This is a genomic window from Pseudolabrys sp. Root1462 (assembly GCF_001426945.1).
GTDB lineage: Bacteria > Pseudomonadota > Alphaproteobacteria > Rhizobiales > Xanthobacteraceae > Pseudolabrys.
Genome location: NZ_LMFS01000001.1, coordinates 1,045,845 through 1,066,669, shown reverse-complemented (window position 1 = coordinate 1,066,669; position 20,825 = coordinate 1,045,845). Strand labels below are relative to the sequence as shown.

Here is a 20,825-nt window from a genome sequence, read left to right as displayed (position 1 = left end):
CGTCAGACCTCGTCGCTGTCGCTGGGGAGCACTTCCTCGCCGACGCGTTTCTTGACGGTGTCCTGGATGCGCGCCGCGATATGATCGTCGCGGCGCATCAGCGCGTGCAGATCCTGCGCCGCGAGCACCAGGAGACTGACGCGCGTCAGCGCGACCGCGGTGGCCGAGCGGCGGCCGCGCCTGAGCACGGCCACTTCACCGAAAAACTGGCCCGGGCCGAGGACCGCATTCTCCCGCTTCTTCAGCGCCACCTCGACCTTGCCGTCGGCGATGAAGTACATGGCATGCGCTACCTCGCCCTCGCGGATGATCGCCTCGCCCGGCTCGGCCACCTGGGCACGCAACAATTCCATGATGTTGGCGATCTCGCTGGCATCGAGTTCGGAAAACAGCGGCACCTTGGCGACCATGCCCCAGGTGACGATGAAGTCGCGGCGATGGATCTGCTCGGAAAAGGCGGTGGCGATAATGCCGACCGGCAGCGCCAGGAAGACCACGCCGGTGAAAATGCCGATGGTGGCGATCACCTTGCCGAGCGGCGTCACCGGCACGACGTCGCCGTAGCCGATGGTGCCGATGGTCACGATCGCCCACCACATCGCGTCGGGAATGGTGCCGAGCTTTTCGGGCTGGGCTTCGGCTTCGGCGAGGTGCATCAGCGACGCCAGAATGAGGCTCGCGCCCGCGGTCATCACCAGGCAGCCGAACAGGGCGCGGCGCTCGCGGTACAGCACGTCGATGAGCGACCGCATGGCCGGCGAATAACGCGCGAACTTGAAGAACCGCACCATGCGGAACACCAGCACGAAGCGCAGGTCGATCGGCGTCACGATGGCGATCCAGAACGGCAGCACCGATACCAGATCGACGAGGCCGGCCGCGCTGAGGATGTATTTGAACCGCGCCCGCGACGGCGACAGGTGTTGGTGCGGCGGGTGTTCCACCGACGACCAGATGCGCGCGATATATTCGAGGGTGAACACGCCCAGCGAAAAATATTCGATGACGGCGAACAGTCTGCCGTAGCCGGCTTCGATCGACGGGACGGATTCCAGCGCGACCGCGAACAGATTGACCAGCAGCAGCAGGACGAGGAAGCGATCGATGACGACGCTGACGGGATCGCCGACCTGCCCCTGTTCGAGGATGAGGTTCACCCGCTGACGGAAATCTCTGGCCCGGCGACGCGCCATTACCCTGCCCCGAATCGACCGTCACAGGATACACGAGCCGGACCCGCCGCGCGCCGGTATCGCCGCGCCGGACTAAAGCCGGGCCGACAGGATCTTGTAGCCGGCGTAGCCGAAGGCCACGGCGAACACGCCGTCGAACCAGCGTCTCAGCTTGAGATAGCTGGCAACCACGACCGGGTTCGAGAACAACAGCGCGTAGCCGTGCAGCACCACTGCGCTCTGGATGCCGACGGCGACAACGATCAGCGCCAGATCGGCCAGCGTGGCGTCGGCCGGCACGCCGAAGGAATAGAGCGAGCCGAAGAACAGGATCGCCTTGGGATTGGTGAGATGCAGCGTCAGGCCGCGCACGAAGGCGCGCCGCGGCGACGCCGAGGCGAAGCCCTGCGGCTCCGTCACGCCCGGCGTCAGCGCCGAGCGCGCCGACTTGAAGGCGAGAAACAGCAGATAAGCCGCGCCGAAATACCGGACCAGTTCGATCAGCCAGGCGTTCGCCAGCATCACGGCCGAGAGGCCCGCCGCCGCGCCGATCGACCAGGTGAACGAGCCGGTCGTCACGCCGGAGGCGAAGATCAGGCCGCTGCGGCGCCCGGCCTTCATCGAGGTGCCGGCGATCGCCAGCACGGCGGGTCCCGGGCTCGCGACCGCGACGAGCGCGGCGATCATGATGAGGGTGAGATGGATGTGGCCGATCATGGTGGCAACCGCGTGCTGAGGGTGGACACTCTTGTATCGCCTCGCGTGGCAATCAACTACTCCGCCAGCACCAGCTCCATCGCGTACTGGGTCGGCGCACTATAGCCGGCATGGGTGTCCTCGGCCACGATCGCGAAGCCGTGACGCTCAAACAACGCGACATTGTCCGCAAGGGAGATCCGCACGCGCAGCGTCATGCGCCGGGCGCCGAGGCGGCGCGCTTCGGCCTTGGCCGCTTCGACCAGCGCGCTCGCGAGGCCGCGGCGCCGAAACTCCGGCGCCACGGCGAGCCGGCCGATATAGAGCGCGTCATCTTGGCGGATGCAGAACACGCTGGCGGCGATGCGGCCATCCTGCTCGATGACGAAGCAGGTTTCGGATCGCAGCCGCGTGACGAAGTCCGCGACGGTTTCCTTCAGCACACCGGACGGCGGATCGATGTCGAGCCTGCCGAACGCAGCCTGAACCAGCGCGAGCAGCTCATCGGCCCGCGCCGGGTCGGAAAAGCGCGAGACGGTGAAGGCCCCGCTCATCAGCCTGCCAGTGCTGCCTCGACCGCTTTGAGCGCCGCTTCGGCCTTGGCGCCGTCCGGGCCGCCGGCCTGCGCCATGTCGGGCCGGCCGCCGCCGCCCTTGCCGCCGAGCGCTTCGGAAGCCTTGCGCACCAGATCGACGGCGTTGAAGCGCGACGTGAGATCCGCAGTGACGCCGACGACGATGCCGGCCTTGCCGTCCTCGCTGGTCGCGACCAGCGCGACGACGCCGGAGCCGATCTGCTTCTTGCCTTCGTCGGCGAGCGACTTGAGATCCTTGATGTCGATACCGGTCACGGCGCGCGCCATCAGCTTGATGTCGCCGACGGTGCGGATGTCGGCCGGCGCCCCACTCGAAGCGCCAGCACCGCCGCCCATCGCCAACTTCTTCTTGGCGTCGGTCAACTCGCGCTCGAGCTTCTTGCGCTCGTCGAGCAGCGCCGTGATGCGCGCCGGCATGTCCTCGAGCGGCGCCTTCAGTTCGGCGGCAGCGTGGCGCGCGATGTTGAGTTCCCTGTTGACGAAATGGCGCGCGGCCTTGCCGGTCATCGCCTCGAGGCGGCGCACGCCGGCGGCGACGCCGCTGTCGGTCAATCCGGTGATGAAACCGATATCGCCGGTGCGCTTGACGTGGGTGCCGCCGCACAATTCGACCGACCAGCCGAGCGTATTGCCCGAACCCTCGCCCATCGCCACAACGCGCACTTCGTCGCCGTATTTCTCGCCGAACAAGGCGCGGGCGCCGGAGGCGCGCGCGTCATCGAGCGCCATCAGCCGCGTCGTCACCGGCGCGTTCTGCAATACGATGTCGTTGGCGATCTCCTCGACCTGCGCCAGTTCATGCGCGGTCACGGGTTTGGGGTGCGAGAAATCGAAACGCAGCCGGTCGGCCGACACCATCGAGCCCTTCTGCGCGACGTGATCGCCCAGCACCAGGCGCAGCGCCTCGTGCAACAGATGCGTCGCCGAATGGTTCTGGCGGATGGCGGCGCGGCGGCTGTGATCGACTTCCAGCAGCAGCGGATCGCCGGCCTTCACCGTGCCCTCGACCACCTTGACGTCGTGGACGAACAAGTCGCCCTGCTTCTTCTGGGTGTCGGTGACGGCGATCTTGACGCCGCTCGCGCGCATCTCGCCGGTATCGCCGACCTGGCCGCCGGACTCGCCATAGAACGGCGTCTGGTTCAGCACGATCTGGCCGGTGTCGCCGGCCTTCAGCGCAGCGACTTCCTTACCGTCCTTGATCAGCGCCGCGACGACGCCTTCGGCGCTCTCGGTTTCATAGCCGAGGAATTCGGTCGAGCCGAGCCGCTCGCGCAGCGGAAACCAGATGGCTTCACTGGCCGCATCGCCCGAGCCCTTCCAGCTCTCGCGCGCCTTGGCGCGCTGGCGCTCCATGGCATCGGAGAACGAGGCGATATCGACCGAGATGCCGCGCGTCTTCAGCGCGTCCTGCGTGAGATCGAGCGGGAAGCCGTAGGTGTCGTACAGCGTGAACGCGGTCTCGCCGTCGAACATGTCGCCCTTCTTGAGCGACTTCGACGCGTCGTCGAGGATCGACAGGCCCTTGGCGAGCGTATTGCGGAAGCGCGTCTCCTCGAGCTTGAGCGTCTCGGTGATCAGCGCGTCGGCGCGCGTCAGCTCCGGATAGGCCTGGCCCATTTCGCGGGCCAGCGCCGGCACCAGCTTGAACATCAGGGGATCGCGCGCGCCCAAGAGTTCGGCGTGTCGCATGGCGCGGCGCATGATGCGGCGAAGCACATAGCCGCGGCCTTCGTTCGACGGCAGCACGCCGTCGGCGACCAGGAACGCGGAGGCGCGCAGATGATCGGCGATGACGCGGTAGGACGCGCGGTTGTCGTCGGTCGGGCCGCGGCCGATGGCGTGCGAGACGGCTTCGATCAGCGAGCGGAACAGATCGGTGTCGTAGTTCGAGTGCACGCCCTGCATGATCGCGGCGATGCGCTCGAGCCCCATGCCGGTATCGATCGACGGACGCGGCAGCGGCACGCGGTTGCCCGGTTCGATCTGCTCGTACTGCATGAACACGAGATTCCAGAACTCGAGGAAGCGATCGCCATCCTCGTCCGGCGAACCCGGCGGACCGCCCTGCAGCGCCGGGCCCTGGTCGATGAAGATTTCCGAGCACGGGCCGCACGGGCCGGTGTCGCCCATCTGCCAGAAGTTGTCGGAGGTGCCGATGCGGATGATGCGGTCGTCCGAGAAGCCGGCGATCTTCTTCCACAGGCCGTGCGCCTCGTCGTCGTCGGCATAGACGGTGACCAAGAGCTTGTCCTTCGGCAGCCCGAACTCCTTGGTGATCAGCGTCCAGGCCAGCTCGATGGCGCGTTCCTTGAAGTAGTCGCCGAACGAGAAGTTGCCGAGCATCTCGAAGAAGGTGTGATGCCGCGCGGTGTAGCCGACATTATCGAGGTCGTTGTGCTTGCCGCCGGCGCGCACGCATTTCTGCGCGGTGGTGGCGCGGACATAGTCGCGCTTCTCGACACCGGTGAAGACGTTCTTGAACTGCACCATGCCGGCATTGGTGAACATCAGGGTCGGGTCGTTGCGCGGCACCAGCGCCGAGGACGGCACCACGCGGTGCTCGGCCTTGGCGAAGTAGTCGAGGAAGCCTTTTCTGATTTCGTTGACGCCACTCATGTCCGAACGCCCAAATCCCTGATCGGGAACCCCGTGTTGTCGGGGCGCGGCGAGCCCCCCGGCTTCGCGCACCCGGCCGGGGGCATAAAGGCCCGTCCGGCTTCGATTTTTCCGGGTTCTATTTAGCGACGGGGGGCAGCGGAGTCGAGGGAGGCCGTCGGGACGCCCCGGTCGCTACGCAGACGCCGGGGATCGCTCGGCCCTCAGCCCCACGGGCCGCGGCGACCGCTGCTGCGACCGCCCCAGGGTCCGCCAGCCGGGCCGCCCGTCGAACCGCCGCGCGCGGCCGGGCCGCCGCCCCAGACACCGTGGCGCGGGCCGGCGGCAGCAGCCGCCGGGGCCGCGTACATGCCGGATGCCGCCGCGAGCTGACGCAGCGCCGCGATACGGTTCTCGGTCGCCGGATGGGTCGAGAACAGGTTGTCCATGCGCTCGCCCGATAGCGGATTGATGATGAACATGTGCGCCGTCGCCGGCTGATGCTCGGCGGTGTCGTTCGGCACCATGTGGGCGATGCTGGCGATCTTGCCGAGCGCGGACGCCAGCGCCAGCGGCTGCCCGGAAATGCGCGCGCCGAGGTCGTCGGCGGCGTATTCGCGGGTGCGGCTGATCGCCATCTGCACCAGCATCGCCGCGATCGGGCCGAGGATCACCATGGCCATGGTGCCGATCAGGCCGAAGCCGTTGTTGTTGTCGCGGTTGCCGGACAGCCCCGAGAACAGCGCGAAATTACCCAGCATCGAGATGGCGCCGGCAATCGTCGCGGTGATCGTCATGATCAGCGTGTCGCGGTTGGCGATGTGCGCCAGTTCATGGGCGACGACGCCGGCAATCTCGTCGCGGTCGAGCGAGCGCAGCAGCCCGGTGGTCACCGCCACCGCGGCGTTCTGCGGATTGCGGCCGGTCGCGAACGCATTGGGCTGCGGATTGTCCATGACGTAGAGCCGCGGCATCGGCAGGTTGGCGCGGCGGGACAGCTCCGCGACCATGGCGTAGAGATCGGGCGCCGCCGCCGGATCGATCGCCTGCGCGCCGTGCATCGACAAGACCATCTTGTCGGAGTTCCAGTAGGCGAACAGGTTCATGGCGGCAGCGACCGCCAGCGCGATCATGGCGCCGCCCGAGCCGCCGATCAGAAAGCCGATGCCCATGAACAGCGCGGTCAGCCCCGCGAGCAACAGCGCCGTACGGAAATAGTTCATTCAGGTCCTCGTGCCGCACGCGCAACCGCCAAGGCGCCGTAACGCCGACGCCCTGGGTGCCACGTGCCGTGCCGTTATCGTCAGGAAAAATGTCGGTAGGACCGCGCCCTGACGCAAGAGACCGCACCGCCGCAGGGCGATGACAGGATGACGCAGGCAGCCGCGCGCACGCGGGCGTTTCATGGTTCGACGCCCGACGCGTCGGCCCGCCGCGCCATGCGGCGGCACGGTCTCGCGGGGCCGGCTCGCCGGCAGCGGCGGCCACAAAACGCCGACGCCCCCGTCCTCGGTGGCGGCCACTTTATGCAGCCGGGTGCCGACGGGGGCGACAAACGTTTACGCACAACCTGAACCTGACGGACCCTCGAGCCCGTGACGTCAGTTCTTGTCTAGCGGCCCTTCTTCGCTTTGGCGCCGCCTTTGCTCGCCTTGGCAGTGTCGTTGCCGCGTGCGGGCTTTTCCTTCGCTTTGGCCTTGTTCTTGGCCGCCGCCTTGCGCTCTTTTCGCGCCTCGTTGGCGGCCAGCACCTCGGCCGACTTGGCACCCGCGTTGGACTTTGCCGTTGCCGTCGTATCCGGCGTGGTCTCGTCCTCGGCGGGCTTGGTCTTCAGTTTCTGTTTCGCGTTCTTGCGCTTTTCCGGCTTGGCCAGCGGCGTCACCTGCTCCTCGACCGCGGCTTTCGCCTTGGCTGCAGGCATGTGCTGCGACAGCACGATGACTTCCCCGGTCGACGGCTCGATCATCTCGATCGCGGCCGGCGCATCGGCAGCCATCTGACCTTCGTCAGCGGGCGCCTGATTGATAACCTTCGGATTGACAGGCTTGGGCGCTTCAAGCGGCGACAAAGTCGCCACCTGTGCCGGCTCTGCGTCGGTCGCCGCCTCTCCCGTCACGGAGAGGTTCTTACCGCCGAGACCGGCGCCGGAGCGTGGCGCAGTGCCACGATCATCCGGCGTGCCCGGAGCTTTTCAAGCCTCGGCCGCGGCGTCGTCGTCCTTGTCTTCTTCACCGGCCATGATGGCCTCGGCGACGACACCGGAATTGGCGCGCACGGCGGCTTCGATCTTCGCCGCGACGTCCGGATTCTGCTTGAGGAACACCTTGGCGTTCTCGCGGCCCTGGCCGATGCGCTGGCTGTCGTAGGAATACCAGGCGCCGGACTTCTCCACGACATTGGCCTTGACGCCGAGGTCGATGAGTTCGCCGGTCTTCGACACGCCCTCGCCGTACATGATGTCGAATTCGACCTGCTTGAACGGCGGCGCCAGCTTGTTCTTCACCACCTTGACGCGGGTCTGGTTGCCGATCACCTCGTCGCGGTCCTTGATGGCGCCGATGCGGCGGATATCGAGGCGCACCGAGGCGTAGAACTTGAGCGCGTTGCCGCCCGACGTGGTCTCGGGCGAACCGTACATCACGCCGATCTTCATGCGGATCTGGTTGATGAAGATCACCATGGTGCGCGACTTGGAGATCGAGGCGGTCAGCTTGCGCAGCGCCTGGCTCATCAGGCGCGCCTGCGAACCCGGCTGCACATCGCCCATCTCGCCTTCGAGTTCGGAGCGCGGCACCAGGGCCGCGACCGAATCGACCACCAGCACGTCCACCGCGCCGGAGCGCACCAGCGTGTCGGCGATTTCGAGCGCCTGTTCGCCGGCATCGGGCTGCGAAATCAGCAGTTCATCGACATTGACGCCAAGCTTGCGCGCATAGACCGGGTCGAGCGCGTGCTCGACGTCGACGAAGGCGCAGATGCCGCCCTTCTTCTGGGCTTCGGCGATGGTGTGCAGCGACAGCGTGGTCTTGCCGGACGATTCCGGCCCGTAGATTTCGACAATACGGCCGCGCGGCAGGCCGCCGACGCCGAGCGCAATGTCCAGCCCGAGCGAGCCGGTCGAAACCGTCTCCACATCCATGGATTTGTCGTTCTTGCCGAGCTTCATCACGGAGCCCTTGCCGAACTGGCGCTCGATCTGGCTCAGCGCCGCGGAGAGGGCTTTCGACTTATCCATGGATGATCCTTCGACGACACGCAGGGCAGGCTGACTCATGAGTCGCTCCTATATGGGCTCAGATTCGACCCCCGACAACGAAGGGATGGGGCTTTCCCCGCCCCCGGCAGGCCGTGATCGACGTTGAATCAAACTGTACTCTATTTGTTCTCTGTTCGCAATATGTTCTTTTCGGCCGCTGGGTACTGTGCTCTTTTGACCACCGTTGGCTGGTTTTAAATCCTGAAGGCACCTAGTTTAATTCGGCGGTATAATAGAAATTTGCGTCCACGAAGAACAAAGTGGAACCTCGTTATGCGGCGGATTACCACCGCCCAAACGGATCGGGCTTGCGCCTGCCATCCTCAACGCGTAGCCTTTTTCCATGCTTTCCGTGTGAATTAGATCCTCCAGTACTGGGAGACTGGCTATTCCTCACACCCAGAAGAGTGCTGTCGAGAAGACGGAGATCGACCACCCCATTTGTCAGACCTGCGGGTCGAAGATGTGGCTCGCCAGCATTGCGCCTGACGGCGAGGGCAAGGAATACCGGACCTTTCATTGCCCGGTTTGTGAGATTTCGACGGGCGAAAGCGATCTTCAAAAGCGCGGGACGCGACTAGGGCCTTAACTCGGCGATTGAAATTGAACCATGTGCCCTTGGTGGCATTGGGGACTATCACCGGCATTATTCTCGGCCCCCGTTGACTGGGAGACGCGACCGCACTCCCGCCCAAAGAATTGCAGGATGGGCCTTTGGATCAACAAAATCGAGATCAGCCAATCTGCCAAGCTTGTGGCGGGGCACTACAGCTCGAAGCAGGCCACGTATCCCGACTTTCAGGACCAGGTTTTATTGATTTTTTCAAATGTGAGGACTGCGGGAACGTGAGTGTGCGGGATCAGAGGGACCGCTCGAAGGGGAAGTGAAGGAACCACGACGCGATACCAAAGGTCCTTGCATTCCCGGTATCGTAGTAATATCGCTGATGTTTGGAATGACCATGGAGGGTTCCCATGGAGAAGTTCGTGCACCGCGCAAATTTAGATCATCTGAAGCGCCTACTTGTCGATACGAAAGACGATGTGCAGCGCCGGCAGATCGAGAAGCTTATAGCTGAGGAAGAAGCGAAGCATCCTCCCAAGTGAGACTCAGGCCGCCCTAGTTGGCGGCCTCTTTCGTTTCGGACCATCCGAGGCGTTTTTCTGTCGCTTCACATGGCCCCACGGCTGGCTAGAGAGCCCCGGAGTCGAGGCGACGTATGCGTCAACGCCGTCCGGCTCCGGGGTCCCCGGGTACCCTGTTTATAAAATGCCAAGGCTAAGACAATTCGCTTTGAGCAAGATCAAGCCCCAGGTGTTCCGCGCGCATTTCGGGCGCCGACCGGAGCCTAAGCCCGCGATTCCGCCTTCCGGGCCCGGCCAAGGACCGGCAGCGCCCGCTTTGAAAAGTGTGCGTTCTTATACGCATTCCGCGGAACTATATGAGGTTCCACCTGTTGTCGCGTTGCTGCGGGCCCAATCCCGTGACTCACGGGAGGAAGCCAATGTGCGACCGCTGCGCCGAGATAAGAGAGAAGATCATCAAAGGGCGACGCTTCGCCACCGGCATCGATGCCAATACCGAACACCGGCTCAAGGAGTTCGTCGTTCAACTCGAGTCGGAGATTAGCGCGCTCGAGGCTCGCCCCGAACACAAGAGCGAACGCAAGAAGTAGGCCGCCCCCGTTGGCGGCCTCTTCATTTGTGCGAGCGGTTTCGATTTTTCCGCGCGCCTTCCGCCCTGCCCTCAGGCCGGCACGATCGGCGTCTTGGTCGTGCGCAGACCGTCGATCACGGCCTGATCGACATTGAGATGCGCCTTCACCAGTTCCGGCGGCGACACCGCGAGCCACTGGTTGAACGAGACGTCGGCATAATAGTCGCTCTTGAAGATTTCGAGAAAGCGCAGCGGCGTGGTGCCGGTGTTCTCGATGTAGTGCCCGGTGGCGAACGGCACGTAGCCGACATCCCCGGCGCGATAATCGAAGGTGCGGGCCTGGCCCTGCGCCGCGAACACGGTCATCCGCCCCTGCCCTTCGATGTAATACTGCCATTCGTCGTTGTTCGGATGCCAGTGCATCTCGCGCATGGCGCCGGGCGAGACCTCGACATAAGCCGCCGCGATCGTCTTCGACGCCGGAAAGATCGAGGAGTCGGCGATGCGAACCGATCCGCTGTTGCCGGCGGCGACCGGCTTCTGCGCCAGCAGCCGGTGGCTGAACTTGCCGGGAATGGTCGGCACGCCGCGCGGGTTTTCCTGGCTGAGCGGCTTCGGCGGCGCCGAGGCAAAGATGTAGAGATCCTCCGGCGCCGGCACCTTGGCGAAAACCGAAGCCGGCATGCCGAAATTCTTGGCCAGCACCTCCGGCGGCGTGTGCTTGATCCAGTCGCTCAAGAGGAAGGTGTTGTTCTCGTCGAAGCCGCCGTCATCGAACACCAGCAGGAATTCGCAGCCATCGCCTTCGAGGCCCTGGATCGAATGCGGCACGCCCGGCGGGAAGTACCAAAGGTCGCCGACGCCGACATCCTCGACGAACAGCTTGCCGTCGAAGTCCATCGCCGTGATGCGCGCCTTGCCGTACAGCATGTAGGACCACTCGGCCGCCTTGTGCCAGTGCATCTCGCGGATGCCGCCGGCGTTGAGGCGCATGTCGACGCCGGCGACCGTCATCGAGATCGGCAGCTCACGGTTGGTCACCTGCCGCGTCCAGCCGCCGGTGCCGACGCGGACATGGGCGTTGGAGAACGAGAAGGCGAGGTTCGGCAGCGTTCCGGAGTCGGTGGCGGGCGGCACCAGGATGTCGGGGTTCTGCCGGTCGATCGCGACATTGCGCGGTCCCGGATCGTTGCCGCCGTGGCCCGGCCGCTGCGGCTGCGGCAGACCTTCGGCCGCCTGGGCACTGAGCGACGAGAGCCCGGTTGCAATGCCGGCGGCTGCGGTCGTCGCCAAAAGCGTTCTGCGTGAAAGATATTCCATGGTCGTCTTCCTTACGGCGATGCGTTTCCGCGGCTCACGGTTTGCCGATCGGCCGGGCTGCGCTTCGTCACGCGATCGCCGTTCTTGCGGATTGGATGGAGGCTGCGCATGCGACATAAGAGACCGTTCCGCCGGCGGCCTCTTTCGATTCTGCATGATGAAAGAATGACCACTTGGAGCGAAATGGTTCGTCGGCCTACGCCGAGGCGGTAGGCATTTTCGGCTCGAAGCGCTCTGAATTCTAATACTCAACCGGCAAAGTCCGCCGCAGGGCCATGTTTTTAAACGTCCACCTGCGTCAGTGGGACTGTCATTGTTAATTTTGAACTTTGGCCGTGCAGAGGTATTGTCAAAGTACCACTGGCACAGCGTGCCTGGGCGTCAGTGGCTGAGAGACGCGACAGCGCTCCCGCTCGAAACGAGGGGATTGCTGTGCCGCAGAGTCGATATACCCCAAAGAACTGGCCTGACATCGAGCATCCGACATGCGGCGAATGCGGCGCACCGATGTGGCTCGTTCAAATCCTGCACGGACCCTCGAAGGATCGCGAACAGCGGACATTTGCCTGCCCGGTGTGCGACCTGCCGTCGGCATTGAATAAGCTCGGTCAGCCCAACTGATTTGATCCGGCCGCCTGTTTTTTTTCGGCAGCGCCATCTGCATTCCTCGAAATTTTCTTTACCGCTGCCTGTGTCGGCGCAATAAATGCGTCATGCAGCCGACGGAGAGGCAACTGAAATATGAGATCGCTGCCGCCCTTGGCGTGGCGGTCCTTATTTATTCCGCCTTCCGCTTCCTCGGCTTTCTCGGTGTCGGGCTCCTCGGTGTCCTCATCGCCTTCATTGCGGTGCAGGCAGATCTCAACAAGGACGACACGTCTCATGTCTGGGCGATGCGCGCGGCGCCGACGCACGAGATGGATCATGCCGAGAAGGCGGCGATGCACGCCGAAAACAACGCGCTCGCTCATCCGATCCTGATGGGCAAGCTGCTTGGCGCGGCCCTCGCCATCATCGGCTTTGGATTGCTGTTCTTTTTATAGGCATCGGCGAACTGGCGAACCGCATACCATCGTCGTTTTCTATGCGGGCAAACGAACAGCCGCTGAATTCGCAAAACAATTCGGCCTGGCGATCTCGGGCCTGCGGGCGCCGATGATTTCACTCGACTCTGTTGTGAATCTCAACCACGCTTCACTGAACGCTGGCGCCCTTCTCTACCTGCCAGTGGCTGCGAGACCGGTTGTGTTCGTGCTGGAGAGAGGGGGCGGCGGGTCATGATCATCGATCATCCGAATACATATGGCGCCCAGGATCGTTTGACGTGCGGCCACTGCGGTGGCGATGCGATGCTGGCGCGCCGGTCGCCTCATCCGGATCTCGGCGACAAATACGAAATTCAGATATTCCGCTGCCTCGCATGCGGCGATGAGAAGCACCGCACGGTCGACGCCGCCGGACAGACTTACGAATCGGTGTCTTGCCAATAGTTTTCCGCACACATAACGGCGCCGCGGTGTTTGGATTCGATAAATCCTGTTGAAGCGAGCCCCAACTATTTGCGCCGCTTCATGTCTTTTGACGCTTCAAATTTCGGGAACCGGCCCTACATTGGTATCATCATCGGCAGCGGCAAAGCTGGGCGTCGGTGACAGAGAGACAACGTGTGCTCCCGCCTGACCGGATGGCAGGAGGCTTGCGTTGCCAAAGATCCAGATCAATTCCGCCGACCTTTCCGACATCGATCGTCCGACTTGCGGAATCTGCGATTCCCGCATGTGGTTGTCGCGCGTCTCGATCACGGCCGAAGGCCGCGAATGGCGCACCTTCGAATGTCCGGTCTGCGAACTGTCGACGGGCGCCAAAGGCGACGGTGGCCGGAACGACAGCGACGCCTCAACGCCGGCGTAGCGCCTCGCCCGTTGGCCTGGCGCCTCGCCGCGTTGCCGGCTGTCAGCTCGTCTGGCTGACCTGATCGAAATCGCCCTGCCGGTCCTCTTTCTTCGGCGCCTTGACTGAACTGTCCTGCGAGGCCTGACCCGGGCGCTTCCAGGGCTCATGCGTACCCTGCTGACCGGTTTCGATGTTCTTCTCGTGCTGCTTGGTCGCCATTGCCGTCTCCCACGTTGTTTATCGGTTGAAGAGTCGCAACGTGAGCAGGACGCCGCAGTTCCGCGTCGCCGTTGTCGCAGTCCGCTTTTGACAGCCAGATTGTCAAATGATCATCGAAAGCGCATTGCGCGCGCCGCGGACGGAACTCCCGTGAAAAGACCGCGTTGTGGAGCGGACCCCACACCAGCAGGAGTAACCCTATGTCCGGTCAAAACAAGACACTGGAAGATCTGTTCCACGAGAACCTCAAGGATATTTATTACGCCGAGCGCAAGATTCTCGTCGCGCTGCCGAAGATGGCGAAGGCCGTCAACTCGGACCAGCTGCGCGCCGCGTTCGAAAAGCATGTCGAAGAAACCAAGGGCCAGGTCGATCGTCTGAAGCAGGTCTTCAAGCTGATCGAACAGTCGCCGAAGGGCAAAACCTGCCCCGCCATTCTCGGCCTGGTCGAGGAAGGCGAAGAAGTCATGGAAGACTTCGAGGATTCGCCCGCGCTTGATGCCGGCCTGTTGTCCGGTGCGCAGGCTGTCGAGCATTACGAGATGGCCCGTTACGGCACGCTGGTTGCCTGGGCGGAGCAGCTCGGCATGAAGGAAGCGGCGAAGCTTCTGCAGCAGACCCTCGATGAAGAAAAGAAGACGGATGCGTTGCTGAGCAAGCTGGCGGCATCCGCCGTTAACCAGCAGGCAGCCTGATGGAGCGGCGCTTCGGCAACGGAGCGCCCTCCCTTTTTCTTTGACCGATGTCGACATCCGCCGCGCCGAACAAACACCCGCCGGTTCCCGGCAGCAATGCCGTGCATCTGTGCATCGATATGCAGCGGTTGTTCGGCGCGGACGGCATCTGGCCGACGCCGTGGATGCCACGCGTGCTGCCGATCGTCGCGGCGCTGGTCCAGCACTGCCCGCAGCGCACCGTGTTCACCCGTTTCATTCCGCCGCAGACCGCGGATGACATGCCGGGCATGTGGCGGCGCTATTACAAGCGCTGGAAATCGGCGACCCGCGAATGCATCGACCCCGGCCTGATCGAACTCGATCCGGCCCTGGCGCGCTACGTGCCGCCGGCCGCCATCGTCGACAAGTCGCGCTATTCGGCATTCTCGGCGTCGGACCTGTTGCCGTTTCTCACCGCGCGCAAGGTCGATACGCTGATCATCTCCGGCTCGGAGACCGACGTCTGTGTCGTCGCCAGCGTTCTCGACGCCGTCGATCTCGGCTTCCGTACCATCGTGGTGCGCGACGCCATCTGCAGTTCGTCGGACGCCGGCCACGATGCGCTGATGACCCTGTACGAGACCCGGTTCTCGGAGCAGATCGAAATCGCCGATGCCGCCGAGATCATGGCGCTGTGGAATCCGTCGCTGGCGGCGTGACGCCTGTCATGGCCTGCGTCAGCGGACGATCCCGTATTCGTTTTCCTGTCCGCACAAACAAGAAGAGCCCGGGCTTTGACACCCGGGCTCTATTCCTCGGCCCTTCCTAATCGACGCGGACATCTCCTTGTCGCTAGAGGTCGAGGCCTTCGGCCAATAACGCGGCCGCACGCAAAAGGTTCTAGCCGCGACGCCGCCGATTGTACGGGGAGCGGTTGACGGGCCGCAGCGAAATGCCTTCGCGCTGCGCCTTGCTTCGGATCGCCGCCGGCGGTCGGCCGAGCTTGAGGCTCAACACACCGGTCGGCGTGTTCTGCCGGGCCAGCGAGCGAAGCTGTCGGAGCTCTTCGGTCGTCCAGCGCTCGCCGAGGCGCCGCTTATATTTCGGGTGAGCCTTGCGCGGGCCCTTCCGGCCAATCGGAGAGCCGGGTCGTTTCCATGCCGCTTGCGCCATGATGTGCCCTCCCCCTTAGACTTTCGCGCCCGAGGCTTCGGTCTCCGGCACCGCCGAGGCATTGACCGACAGCTTCACGGTATCGCCTTCCACCGAGCCGACCAGCTTGCGATCGATGTAATGGTGATGGCCCTGATGACCCGCGCCGCTGTCCTTCTTGGTCAGCTTGATGCGGTCGCCTTCGACACGATCGACGGTGCCGATCGGCGCACCGTCCTTGCCGATGACCTTCATGTGCTCTTTGATGTCAGCCATGGGTTCCTCCTTGTGTGAAACTCGGGGCTAACGCCGAAAGCGGCGGAATGTTCAACGGCTTACGCGGAGGCGGCGTGTCGGGCACAGGAAAAGCGGTGCGGCACACGCGCTGCGCTCAAAGGTCGCTCATGCGGTGAAACACAAAACCGTCACCTTTGCCGTGGTACGTTCCTTGTCGAGACGTGCTGTGACGATCGCCAAGTTGGCGGCGGCCATGCGGGCCGGAACAGCATCACGTTGCGTCGGTGGCCGAGAGACAGTGTGTACGCCCGCCTAGCAAGCTGCAGGAAGGGACGACGATGTCAAAGACCCAGACGAATTCGACCAACGCTCCGGACATCGACCGTCCGATCTGCGCGCGCTGCGGCTCGCAGATGTGGCTCGCCCGGATTTCGCCGGCCGTTCAGGGCCGGGAATGGCGTACCTTCGAATGCCCGGTGTGCGAGGTCTCAACCGAGGCCGACGACACCGATCACCGCCGCGAGTCCGGCATCGCGCCGCCGGCCTGACCTCGGTCGCCGCCCTGCCCATCACGGCGGGCCATTCTCCCCAAAAACCGGGACTTTCGGCCTGCAATACCGGCCTGCGGGCGGTCGCCCTCCGACCCCAGTCGAATTGACCGGCGATTCGGCATCTGGAAAAAACCGCCGAAGTACTGTCGTACAGCCGCCTTTCCGGATATCCTGATACCGTAATGCACGCAGCCATGGAGGCTTGCCATGGATAAGTTCGTCCACCGCGCGAATCTGGAGCGCTTCCGCCGTCTGCTGGCGCAAACGACAGACGAAGAGCGACGGCGGCAACTCGAACGACTCATCGCCGAAGAAGAGGCGAAAGACGATTTGCCGTCGAAGCAGGAACGATAAAACACTCCTCGGCGCATCGCGACAACGTCAGGCGTTTAGCTGGCCCCAGAATAGGCTCTCGTACGCTGAACTTCTCGCCCGCCGCGCGGCCGAGCAAAGGCGAGTCGTGAGTCGTTCCGCGGCCGCCCTGCCCTCCCAACAAACGGAAGACCTGCTCTGCCGGCCGAACCGGCGCCGCTGCTTGTGCATTTCCCGGGGACGCGAAAGCAGCCCAGGAGCGATCCGATGTGGATACCCAGCGAGCAGGACGCCGTTGACATGTTTTCCCGGCATTTCGAAGCGCTTCATCGCAGCGGCGCCGTCACCAAAGCGGAAAAGCGGGCGGCCGAACTCGCACAGTCCGGCGACATCTCCGGCCACGCCATGTGGAAAAGGGTCGCCGACCGCATCAGGCAGGTCCGCAGCCCCTCCGACATCGAGCGACGGCGCAGCATGGAAGCGGCCGGCATTTAATTAGCCCGGCGCCTTCTTCGATACGGGCTGCGCGTGAACGTGCGCCGCTTTACCGGCGGCGCGTGGTCGCGCTTTAATGGTACGGGCCTCTTGGCCGTACCGGAATGATCATGCCGCGCAGCCGCATTCAGCAGAGTTTCGACAAGCAAGGCCTGATGGCGACGCTTGGCGCCGAACTCACACACGTCGAGCCCGGCTTCGTCGAGATCGTCATGGTACCCTCGGCCGCCGTGTCGCAGCAGCACGGTTTCGTCCACGCCGGCGCGGTGAGCGCCATCGCCGACAGCGCCGCCGGCTATGCGGCGCTCAGCGTCATGCCCGCCGGGAGCGGCGTGCTCACCGCCGAGTTCAAGATCAACCTGCTCGCCCCCGCGTCCGGCGATCGCATCATCGCCCGCGGCCGCGTCGTCAAAGCCGGCCGCACGCTGACCTTGTCGCAAGCCGAAGTGTTCGCGGTGAAGGACGGCGCGGAAAAGCTGATCGCGCTGCTCACCGCAACCATGATGACGATCCACAGCCGCGACGGCATCGTCGATTGAGACCGCGGTACCTCGCTGCCGCGCTATCGGTACCGGATTAACGCTCCGTTCACTCTGCCGCTCTATTGCCCCACGTCTGTCCTCAAGCGGCCCGCTTTCGAACTTAAGCAGAATCGCATCCGGGGCCTGGGGAGGTCCCGCGCGACGCTTGGGACCGGCGTTGCTCGCGGTTTGAGGGGACGATCATGCAAGCCAACATCACCGATCAATGCGTGCGTCTGGGTTTGGCGATTGTGCTGATCGCGCTCGTCTCGCTGTCGCTCTATCAGTTCGCCGGCCACAGCGGCCCGAACGACGTGACGGCGCCGGTCGTCAACGTCCTGAACTAGCGGTTCCCTCACCTGAGAATACCGGAAGTTGCGGTTCGGCGAAGCGGCGCTCACTGAGTGCTGCGCGGCGAATGGGCGCGATTTGACATTTATCAACGCGCGAACCGTTCGCATCGACGATCATACCAGATCGCAATTCCAGCCCGTCTCATTGGTATGCCCCATCGTCCGCCGCTGCGTCACTGCCCTCTCTGCGGCATCGCGATGCAAGCCCGAAAATCCCGCACCGACATCGAGCATTTCGATCGCTTCGAATGCCTGAACTGCCACACGACGATCGAGGCGCCGGCGGTCGGCACGCCGCCGAAGACGACGCGCCCGGATTGACGACCGTCAATTATGTGACGCGTTTTTGACATCGCTCAATATTCCACATCGCGAATGCGCCTATCGATGCATCCGGGGCTGGGCCGAAGACTGTCCAGCGAAGAGGTGTCACGAGGAGACCGTCGCAATGTCGGAAGCGTCAGAAGACCACCACACCGTGCCTGCGCAGAAGCGCACCCGGCCCGACCCGGAACTGGGTTACAAGTCGGCGATCATCAAGCGCTCGATCGAACTGCACGGTCACAAGACCAGCGTGTCGCTGGAAGACCAGTTCTGGGACGGCCTTCGTTTCATCGCCGAGGTGAAGCGGACACCGCTGCCGGTGCTGCTGCAGAGCATCGACGCGCAGCGCGGCTACGCCAACATGTCGTCGGCGATCCGCGTCTATGTGCTCGAATATTACCGCAACGCCAGCGCCACCCAGGCGACTCAGGCTCAGGCCGGTCGGCCGGCGGCGTAAGCGCGAGGGGGCACGCACCGACGCGCCGCGCCTGACGCGGCGCTGTCGGCGCGGCGCCGCGATCCGCCCTCAGGGCCGGTCGCGCTCCATGAACATCCAGACACCGCCCTTGCGCGCCGACATCACGCGGATGCGCACTTCGCGGTTCGGATTGGCAAGATCGCCCGGCAGCGCCAGCTCGAAATCGACCGCGCCTGCCTCCATCGCCCGCGTCAGCCGTTCGCGGAAATCGCGCTTGCTGTCGCAATGCGAGACATCGAAAAAGTCGCGGCCCAGCGGCTCCATGCCGTAGCCGCTCTCGCGCGCTTCGGTCGCGCTGTAGAACTGCACGACGCAGCGCCGGTCCAGCAGCACGACGCCGAACGGCAGATGATCCAGTTGATGCTGGCTGAGCTGCTCGATGCGCGCGACCAGGTCGGGCGCGTCGAAGTCGATACTGTCGTCCGCAATCCGGCGTGGTCCTTCTGATCTTCAGTATGGTAGGCGCGTTTTTTATTACGGTATCAGGCGACCGTAGCGTCGCACGGCCACCGGCGAGTCCACAAGCGGCTCCGCCGGTTTTGCGTATTGGCGGTTAACGCAGTGCAGCACGCGTTTAACCGTCGCCGCATGCGCAGGTTGTCGCAAAAACAAGACGGCGCCGGATGGTTACCACCCGGCGCCGTCAAAGCGATTCACAAGGGCGAAACGCTCAGCCCAAATTCAGTTCTTTGAAGAAGTCGTTGCCCTTGTCGTCGATGACGATGAAGGCCGGGAAATCGACCACCTCGATTTTCCAGATCGCTTCCATGCCGAGCTCGGGGAATTCCTGCACCTCCACCTTCTTGATGCAGTGCTCGGCGAGATTGGCTGCCGAACCGCCGATCGAGGCGAGATAGAAGCCGCCGTGCTTCTTGCAGGCATCGCGCACCTGCGATGAGCGATTGCCCTTGGCCACCGAGATCATCGAGCCGCCGGCCGCCTGGAACGCATCGACATAAGAGTCCATGCGCCCCGCCGTGGTCGGGCCGAAGGCGCCCGAGGCGTAGCCGTCCGGCGTCTTGGCCGGGCCGGCGTAATAGATCGGATGGTTCTTGAAATAGTCGGGCAGGCCCTGCCCGCTCTCCAGCCGCTCGCGCAATTTGGCGTGCGCGATATCGCGCGCCACGATCATGGTGCCGGTGAGCGACAGCCGCGTCTTCACCGGATACTGCGAGAGCTGCGCCAGCACGTCCTTCATCGGCCGCGACAGATCGACCTTGACCACCTCGCCGCCGAGCTTCTCCTGATCGACCTCGGGCAGATACTGCGCCGGGTGATGCTCGAGCTCCTCGAGGAAGACGCCGTCCCTGGTGATCTTGCCGAGCGCCTGACGGTCGGCCGAGCACGACACGCCGAGACCGATCGGCAGCGACGCGCCGTGGCGCGGCAGCCGGATGACGCGCACGTCGTGGCAGAAATACTTGCCGCCGAACTGCGCGCCGACGCCGAGCGACTGCGTCAGTCTGTGGATCTCCTGCTCCATCGCGGTGTCGCGGAAGGCGTGGCCGTCCTCCGAGCCCTGCGTCGGCAGGTTGTCGAGATACTTGGTCGAGGCAAGCTTCACCGTCTTCAGCGTCAGCTCGGCCGAGGTGCCGCCGATGACGATGGCGAGGTGATAAGGCGGACACGCCGCGGTCCCGAGCGTCAGGATCTTCTCCTTGAGGAACGCGACCATGCGGTCATGCGTCAGGATCGACGGCGTCGCCTGGAACAGGAACGTCTTGTTGGCCGAGCCGCCGCCCTTGGCGACGAACAGGAACTTGTAGGCGTCTTCGCCCTCGGCATAGATCTCGACCTGCGCCGGCATGTTCGACCGGGTGTTCTTCTCCTCGAACATCGAGATCGGCGCGAGCTGCGAATAGCGCAGGTTCTTTTTCAGGTACGCATCGCGCGCCCCTTCGGCGAGCGCCGCCTCGTCGGAGCCGTCGGTGAACACCAGCCGGCCCTTCTTGCCCATGATGATGGCGGTGCCGGTGTCCTGGCACATCGGCAGCACGCCGCCGGCGGCGATGTTGGCGTTCTTGAGGAGATCGTAGGCGACGAACTTGTCGTTCGCCGTCGATTCCGGATCGTCCAGCACGGCGCGGAGCTGCCTGAGATGCGCGGGGCGCAGCAGATGGTTGATGTCCTCGAACGCCGCTTCCGACAACGCCTTGATGGCGGACGGCTCCACCACCAGCATGTCCTTGCCCATCACCTTCTCGACCCGCACGCCCTCCGACGTGATCTTCCGGTACTTGGTGGTGTCCGGACCAAGAGGGAAAAGCGGGGAATGGGAGTACGGGGGAAGTGGTGGGGATACGGGGGCGTTCATGGGGAGGTAATTTTCGTTAAAGCGCT

The 20,825-nt window shown here is 64.1% G+C and carries 27 protein-coding genes; 14 read left to right on the top strand and 13 right to left on the bottom strand.

The features are described 5' to 3' along the window. Window positions 1–2: 2 nt before the first annotated feature. The 7 genes from ASD45_RS05060 to recA form a co-directional block, all read right to left on the bottom strand. Window positions 3–1,193, bottom strand: coding sequence for a cyclic nucleotide-gated ion channel (locus tag ASD45_RS05060; protein ID WP_082540653.1), 1,191 nt, complete (start codon window positions 1,191–1,193; stop codon window positions 3–5). Between the two features lie 72 nt (window positions 1,194–1,265). Next, entirely contained in the window at window positions 1,266–1,889 is a 624-nt protein-coding gene (locus tag ASD45_RS05055) for a LysE family translocator (RefSeq protein ID WP_056910497.1), read from the bottom strand. A 56-nt stretch (window positions 1,890–1,945) separates the two neighbouring features. After that, a complete protein-coding gene (locus tag ASD45_RS05050) occupies window positions 1,946–2,422 on the bottom strand; it encodes a GNAT family N-acetyltransferase (protein ID WP_056910496.1) in 477 nt (158 codons plus the stop codon). Further along, window positions 2,422–5,082: an alanine--tRNA ligase gene (gene alaS / locus ASD45_RS05045; protein WP_056910495.1), complete on the bottom strand. Its 2,661-nt coding sequence runs from the start codon at window positions 5,080–5,082 to the stop codon at window positions 2,422–2,424. The genes ASD45_RS05050 and alaS overlap by 1 nt, the downstream gene beginning before the upstream one ends. Window positions 5,083–5,285: 203 nt before the next feature. Then, window positions 5,286–6,284, bottom strand: a complete 999-nt coding sequence (gene htpX, locus ASD45_RS05040) for a zinc metalloprotease HtpX (protein ID WP_056910494.1) — start codon at window positions 6,282–6,284, stop codon at window positions 5,286–5,288. A gap of 389 nt (window positions 6,285–6,673) precedes the next feature. Continuing rightward, the gene (locus tag ASD45_RS05035) at window positions 6,674–7,177 is read right to left on the bottom strand and encodes a hypothetical protein (RefSeq protein WP_056910493.1); all 504 of its coding nucleotides are present in this window, start codon (window positions 7,175–7,177) and stop codon (window positions 6,674–6,676) included. Between the two features lie 75 nt (window positions 7,178–7,252). Next, a complete protein-coding gene (gene recA, locus ASD45_RS05030) occupies window positions 7,253–8,335 on the bottom strand; it encodes a recombinase RecA (RefSeq protein WP_056910492.1) in 1,083 nt (360 codons plus the stop codon). A gap of 957 nt (window positions 8,336–9,292) precedes the next feature. Here recA and ASD45_RS24160 point away from each other — a divergent pair. Together ASD45_RS24160 and ASD45_RS23335 are read left to right on the top strand one after the other, a co-directional pair. Further along, a complete protein-coding gene (locus ASD45_RS24160; protein WP_280136398.1) occupies window positions 9,293–9,424 on the top strand; it encodes a hypothetical protein in 132 nt (43 codons plus the stop codon). Between the two features lie 398 nt (window positions 9,425–9,822). Continuing rightward, window positions 9,823–9,993 (top strand): hypothetical protein, encoded by a 171-nt coding sequence (locus ASD45_RS23335; RefSeq protein WP_156380720.1) that lies wholly within the window; start codon window positions 9,823–9,825, stop codon window positions 9,991–9,993. Between the two features lie 71 nt (window positions 9,994–10,064). Here ASD45_RS23335 and ASD45_RS05025 read toward each other — a convergent pair whose 3' ends face one another. Continuing rightward, complete coding sequence (locus tag ASD45_RS05025) at window positions 10,065–11,294, bottom strand: oxalate decarboxylase family bicupin (protein WP_056910491.1); 1,230 nt, start codon at window positions 11,292–11,294, stop codon at window positions 10,065–10,067. Between the two features lie 713 nt (window positions 11,295–12,007). Here ASD45_RS05025 and ASD45_RS05020 point away from each other — a divergent pair. From ASD45_RS05020 to ASD45_RS05010, 3 genes are all read left to right on the top strand, one after another. Further along, a complete protein-coding gene (locus ASD45_RS05020) occupies window positions 12,008–12,337 on the top strand; it encodes a hypothetical protein (RefSeq protein ID WP_056910490.1) in 330 nt (109 codons plus the stop codon). 234 nt (window positions 12,338–12,571) lie between these two features. Beyond that, entirely contained in the window at window positions 12,572–12,784 is a 213-nt protein-coding gene (locus ASD45_RS05015; RefSeq protein ID WP_056910489.1) for a hypothetical protein, read from the top strand. Between the two features lie 211 nt (window positions 12,785–12,995). Next, window positions 12,996–13,205, top strand: coding sequence for a hypothetical protein (locus tag ASD45_RS05010; RefSeq protein ID WP_056910488.1), 210 nt, complete (start codon window positions 12,996–12,998; stop codon window positions 13,203–13,205). A gap of 42 nt (window positions 13,206–13,247) precedes the next feature. Here ASD45_RS05010 and ASD45_RS23330 read toward each other — a convergent pair whose 3' ends face one another. Then, the gene (locus ASD45_RS23330; protein WP_156380719.1) at window positions 13,248–13,406 is read right to left on the bottom strand and encodes a hypothetical protein; all 159 of its coding nucleotides are present in this window, start codon (window positions 13,404–13,406) and stop codon (window positions 13,248–13,250) included. 200 nt (window positions 13,407–13,606) lie between these two features. On the opposite strand from ASD45_RS23330, the gene ASD45_RS05005 reads away from it, so the two are divergent. Continuing rightward, complete coding sequence (locus ASD45_RS05005; RefSeq protein ID WP_056910487.1) at window positions 13,607–14,101, top strand: ferritin-like domain-containing protein; 495 nt, start codon at window positions 13,607–13,609, stop codon at window positions 14,099–14,101. Window positions 14,102–14,148: 47 nt separating this feature from the next. After that, window positions 14,149–14,781: a cysteine hydrolase gene (locus ASD45_RS05000; protein WP_056910486.1), complete on the top strand. Its 633-nt coding sequence runs from the start codon at window positions 14,149–14,151 to the stop codon at window positions 14,779–14,781. Window positions 14,782–14,962: 181 nt separating this feature from the next. Here the strand turns inward: ASD45_RS05000 and ASD45_RS04995 are convergent, their stop codons facing one another. Both ASD45_RS04995 and ASD45_RS04990 read right to left on the bottom strand, forming a co-directional pair. Further along, window positions 14,963–15,235 (bottom strand): hypothetical protein, encoded by a 273-nt coding sequence (locus ASD45_RS04995; protein WP_082540652.1) that lies wholly within the window; start codon window positions 15,233–15,235, stop codon window positions 14,963–14,965. Between the two features lie 15 nt (window positions 15,236–15,250). Beyond that, window positions 15,251–15,490, bottom strand: coding sequence for a DUF2171 domain-containing protein (locus ASD45_RS04990; protein WP_056910485.1), 240 nt, complete (start codon window positions 15,488–15,490; stop codon window positions 15,251–15,253). A 299-nt stretch (window positions 15,491–15,789) separates the two neighbouring features. On the opposite strand from ASD45_RS04990, the gene ASD45_RS04985 reads away from it, so the two are divergent. The 7 genes from ASD45_RS04985 to ASD45_RS04970 all read left to right on the top strand — a co-directional run bounded on the left by ASD45_RS04985 (window position 15,790) and on the right by ASD45_RS04970 (window position 18,464). Further along, window positions 15,790–15,999 (top strand): hypothetical protein, encoded by a 210-nt coding sequence (locus ASD45_RS04985; RefSeq protein WP_056910484.1) that lies wholly within the window; start codon window positions 15,790–15,792, stop codon window positions 15,997–15,999. Window positions 16,000–16,209: 210 nt separating this feature from the next. Next, a complete protein-coding gene (locus ASD45_RS23790; RefSeq protein WP_164488355.1) occupies window positions 16,210–16,356 on the top strand; it encodes a hypothetical protein in 147 nt (48 codons plus the stop codon). 225 nt (window positions 16,357–16,581) lie between these two features. Further along, window positions 16,582–16,809 (top strand): hypothetical protein, encoded by a 228-nt coding sequence (locus tag ASD45_RS04980; RefSeq protein WP_056910483.1) that lies wholly within the window; start codon window positions 16,582–16,584, stop codon window positions 16,807–16,809. A gap of 110 nt (window positions 16,810–16,919) precedes the next feature. Next, window positions 16,920–17,348 (top strand): PaaI family thioesterase, encoded by a 429-nt coding sequence (locus ASD45_RS04975; RefSeq protein ID WP_244485207.1) that lies wholly within the window; start codon window positions 16,920–16,922, stop codon window positions 17,346–17,348. Window positions 17,349–17,533: 185 nt separating this feature from the next. Continuing rightward, window positions 17,534–17,677 (top strand): hypothetical protein, encoded by a 144-nt coding sequence (locus ASD45_RS23325; RefSeq protein ID WP_156380718.1) that lies wholly within the window; start codon window positions 17,534–17,536, stop codon window positions 17,675–17,677. Between the two features lie 57 nt (window positions 17,678–17,734). Further along, window positions 17,735–18,004: a hypothetical protein gene (locus ASD45_RS23320; protein WP_156380717.1), complete on the top strand. Its 270-nt coding sequence runs from the start codon at window positions 17,735–17,737 to the stop codon at window positions 18,002–18,004. Between the two features lie 127 nt (window positions 18,005–18,131). Continuing rightward, on the top strand, window positions 18,132–18,464 hold the full coding sequence (locus tag ASD45_RS04970) for a ribbon-helix-helix domain-containing protein (RefSeq protein WP_082540651.1): 333 nt from the start codon (window positions 18,132–18,134) through the stop codon (window positions 18,462–18,464). Window positions 18,465–18,533: 69 nt separating this feature from the next. Here the strand turns inward: ASD45_RS04970 and ASD45_RS04965 are convergent, their stop codons facing one another. Next, window positions 18,534–18,818 carry a hypothetical protein gene (locus tag ASD45_RS04965; RefSeq protein WP_056910481.1) on the bottom strand — a complete coding sequence of 95 codons (285 nt, stop codon included), beginning with the start codon at window positions 18,816–18,818 and terminating at the stop codon, window positions 18,534–18,536. 337 nt (window positions 18,819–19,155) lie between these two features. Continuing rightward, complete coding sequence (locus ASD45_RS04960; RefSeq protein WP_056910480.1) at window positions 19,156–20,799, bottom strand: fumarate hydratase; 1,644 nt, start codon at window positions 20,797–20,799, stop codon at window positions 19,156–19,158. Between the last annotated feature and the right edge of the window lie 26 nt (window positions 20,800–20,825).

What these genes read in the sequence shown, in the direction of transcription:
- ASD45_RS04985 (WP_056910484.1), top strand. Translation starts at nt 15,790, where the DNA reads ATGTCAAAGACCCAGACGAATTCGACCAACGCTCCGGACATCGACCGT.
- recA (WP_056910492.1), bottom strand. Translation starts at nt 8,335, where the DNA reads ATGAGTCAGCCTGCCCTGCGTGTCGTCGAAGGATCATCCATGGATAAG.
- ASD45_RS23330 (WP_156380719.1), bottom strand. Translation starts at nt 13,406, where the DNA reads ATGGCGACCAAGCAGCACGAGAAGAACATCGAAACCGGTCAGCAGGGT.
- ASD45_RS04995 (WP_082540652.1), bottom strand. Translation starts at nt 15,235, where the DNA reads ATGGCGCAAGCGGCATGGAAACGACCCGGCTCTCCGATTGGCCGGAAG.
- ASD45_RS05015 (WP_056910489.1), top strand. Translation starts at nt 12,572, where the DNA reads ATGATCATCGATCATCCGAATACATATGGCGCCCAGGATCGTTTGACG.
- ASD45_RS04990 (WP_056910485.1), bottom strand. Translation starts at nt 15,490, where the DNA reads ATGGCTGACATCAAAGAGCACATGAAGGTCATCGGCAAGGACGGTGCG.
- ASD45_RS05000 (WP_056910486.1), top strand. Translation starts at nt 14,149, where the DNA reads ATGTCGACATCCGCCGCGCCGAACAAACACCCGCCGGTTCCCGGCAGC.
- ASD45_RS23790 (WP_164488355.1), top strand. Translation starts at nt 16,210, where the DNA reads ATGGATAAGTTCGTCCACCGCGCGAATCTGGAGCGCTTCCGCCGTCTG.
- ASD45_RS05005 (WP_056910487.1), top strand. Translation starts at nt 13,607, where the DNA reads ATGTCCGGTCAAAACAAGACACTGGAAGATCTGTTCCACGAGAACCTC.
- ASD45_RS05050 (WP_056910496.1), bottom strand. Translation starts at nt 2,422, where the DNA reads ATGAGCGGGGCCTTCACCGTCTCGCGCTTTTCCGACCCGGCGCGGGCC.
- alaS (WP_056910495.1), bottom strand. Translation starts at nt 5,082, where the DNA reads ATGAGTGGCGTCAACGAAATCAGAAAAGGCTTCCTCGACTACTTCGCC.
- ASD45_RS24160 (WP_280136398.1), top strand. Translation starts at nt 9,293, where the DNA reads ATGGAGAAGTTCGTGCACCGCGCAAATTTAGATCATCTGAAGCGCCTA.
- ASD45_RS04975 (WP_244485207.1), top strand. Translation starts at nt 16,920, where the DNA reads ATGCCGCGCAGCCGCATTCAGCAGAGTTTCGACAAGCAAGGCCTGATG.
- htpX (WP_056910494.1), bottom strand. Translation starts at nt 6,284, where the DNA reads ATGAACTATTTCCGTACGGCGCTGTTGCTCGCGGGGCTGACCGCGCTG.
- ASD45_RS04970 (WP_082540651.1), top strand. Translation starts at nt 18,132, where the DNA reads ATGTCGGAAGCGTCAGAAGACCACCACACCGTGCCTGCGCAGAAGCGC.
- ASD45_RS05025 (WP_056910491.1), bottom strand. Translation starts at nt 11,294, where the DNA reads ATGGAATATCTTTCACGCAGAACGCTTTTGGCGACGACCGCAGCCGCC.
- ASD45_RS23335 (WP_156380720.1), top strand. Translation starts at nt 9,823, where the DNA reads ATGTGCGACCGCTGCGCCGAGATAAGAGAGAAGATCATCAAAGGGCGA.
- ASD45_RS05020 (WP_056910490.1), top strand. Translation starts at nt 12,008, where the DNA reads ATGCAGCCGACGGAGAGGCAACTGAAATATGAGATCGCTGCCGCCCTT.
- ASD45_RS05060 (WP_082540653.1), bottom strand. Translation starts at nt 1,193, where the DNA reads ATGGCGCGTCGCCGGGCCAGAGATTTCCGTCAGCGGGTGAACCTCATC.
- ASD45_RS23325 (WP_156380718.1), top strand. Translation starts at nt 17,534, where the DNA reads ATGCAAGCCAACATCACCGATCAATGCGTGCGTCTGGGTTTGGCGATT.
- ASD45_RS04980 (WP_056910483.1), top strand. Translation starts at nt 16,582, where the DNA reads ATGTGGATACCCAGCGAGCAGGACGCCGTTGACATGTTTTCCCGGCAT.
- ASD45_RS05055 (WP_056910497.1), bottom strand. Translation starts at nt 1,889, where the DNA reads ATGATCGGCCACATCCATCTCACCCTCATCATGATCGCCGCGCTCGTC.
- ASD45_RS04960 (WP_056910480.1), bottom strand. Translation starts at nt 20,799, where the DNA reads ATGAACGCCCCCGTATCCCCACCACTTCCCCCGTACTCCCATTCCCCG.